Source organism: Streptomyces sp. NPDC002867 (assembly GCF_053591895.1).
This window is the reverse complement of record NZ_JBSFUR010000117.1, coordinates 1-1287: the sequence shown is the minus strand read 5'-3', so window position 1 is coordinate 1287 and position 1287 is coordinate 1. Positions and strand designations below refer to the sequence as shown.

Below are 1287 nucleotides of genomic sequence, written 5' to 3'. Positions count from 1 at the left end.
AGGTGAACCAGCGTGGCCAGGAGCCGGTCGACAAAGACGAGTTTGTGTTTGGCACCAGCACCGACAGCTCGCCGACGCGGTCGCGAAGCGAGTGCCGCCTGGTGCCGTTCCTGCCACAACGGGCCGATCACCTCTACAAGTTCGGCGATCACCTCAGGGTCCAGTCCGGTGATCTGTCGACTACGGGTGATCGCTGCACGCGTCCGGTTCCCCACCACACAAACCATGATCGATGATCAAGGTCTCGACCTGCCACCGCCAACCATGCACGAGCTCGTAGGTTCTGTCTCTTTGGTCAGCGTCGTGCCCAGATGAGGATGGCGGCGAGGTGGAGCGCAGCCTGGTAGGCAATGGCGAGCTTGTCGGTTCGTGTGGCCAGGCCGCGCCACTGCTTGAGCCGGTTGATGCATCGCTCGACGGTGTTCCGTTGCTTGTAGGCCTGGGAGTCGAAACCGGGCGGGCGACCACCTCGGTGACCCCGCCGGATCCGGTGGCTGATCTGATCGGACGGCTGCGGGATGACCGCACGGATTCCCCGGCGCCGCAGGTGGCTGCGGATGGCGCGGGAGGAGTAGGCCCGGTCGGCCAGCACTGCAAGGGGGCGGGTCCGTGGCCTTCCGGGGCCATTACGGGGGACGCGGATGCGGGCCATCACCGTCTCGAAGGCGGGTGCGTCACCGGCTTGACCTGTGGTGACAGTGAAGGCCAGTGGTCGTGCTCCGCCGTCCGCGGCCAGGTGGATCTTGGTACTCAACCCACCGCGGGAGTGTCCGAGAGCGTGATCGGCGGGCTCACCTGACCGAACCGCCCCCTTTTGCGTGCCCCGGCGGCGTGCTGGTGGGCCCGGACGACCGTGGAGTCCACCGACACCGTCCAGTCGATGTCGTCGTCGGCGTCCGCCGCTGCCAGGACAGCGGCGAGGATCGCCTCCCAAGTGCCGTCGACGCCCCACCGGATCAGCCGTTTGTGAGCGGTCTGGAACGGTCCGAGCTCACCAGGCAGGTCCCGCCAGGGCGAGTTGGTGCGGTACTTCCACGCGATGGCCTCCAGCGTTCGGCGGTGGTCGGCCCACCGTCGCCCACGGACCGGATCGGCCGGCATCAGCGGCTCGATCCGGTCCCACATCGCATCAGTGATCACCAACCGGACGGACACATTCGATCAACTGACTAACCGATCAAAGAGACACGCTCTAAAGCGCGTTGCAGAAGGCGGCAGGATGGGCATTTTCCCTGTATGGGTGGGGTGTTGAGGGCTGAGACGATGTGGGTGGAGACATTCACGGGG

2 protein-coding genes are annotated in these 1287 nt (G+C 66.0%); one reads left to right on the top strand and one right to left on the bottom strand.

Annotation, left to right across the window (positions count from 1 at the left end; translation table 11 throughout):
• Positions 1–236, top strand: a 236-nt coding sequence (locus tag ACWD0A_RS34830; protein WP_451304707.1) for a hypothetical protein, incomplete at its 5' end; no start/stop codon positions are given.
• A gap of 59 nt (positions 237–295) precedes the next feature.
• On the opposite strand, the gene ACWD0A_RS34825 is transcribed toward ACWD0A_RS34830, so the two are convergent.
• Positions 296–1125 (bottom strand): IS5 family transposase gene (locus ACWD0A_RS34825; protein WP_451304708.1). Its coding sequence is split into 2 segments (ribosomal slippage): positions 296–795 and positions 795–1125, totalling 831 coding nucleotides; the frame shifts between segments, so codons are not numbered across the junction.
• Positions 1126–1287 lie beyond the last annotated feature (162 nt).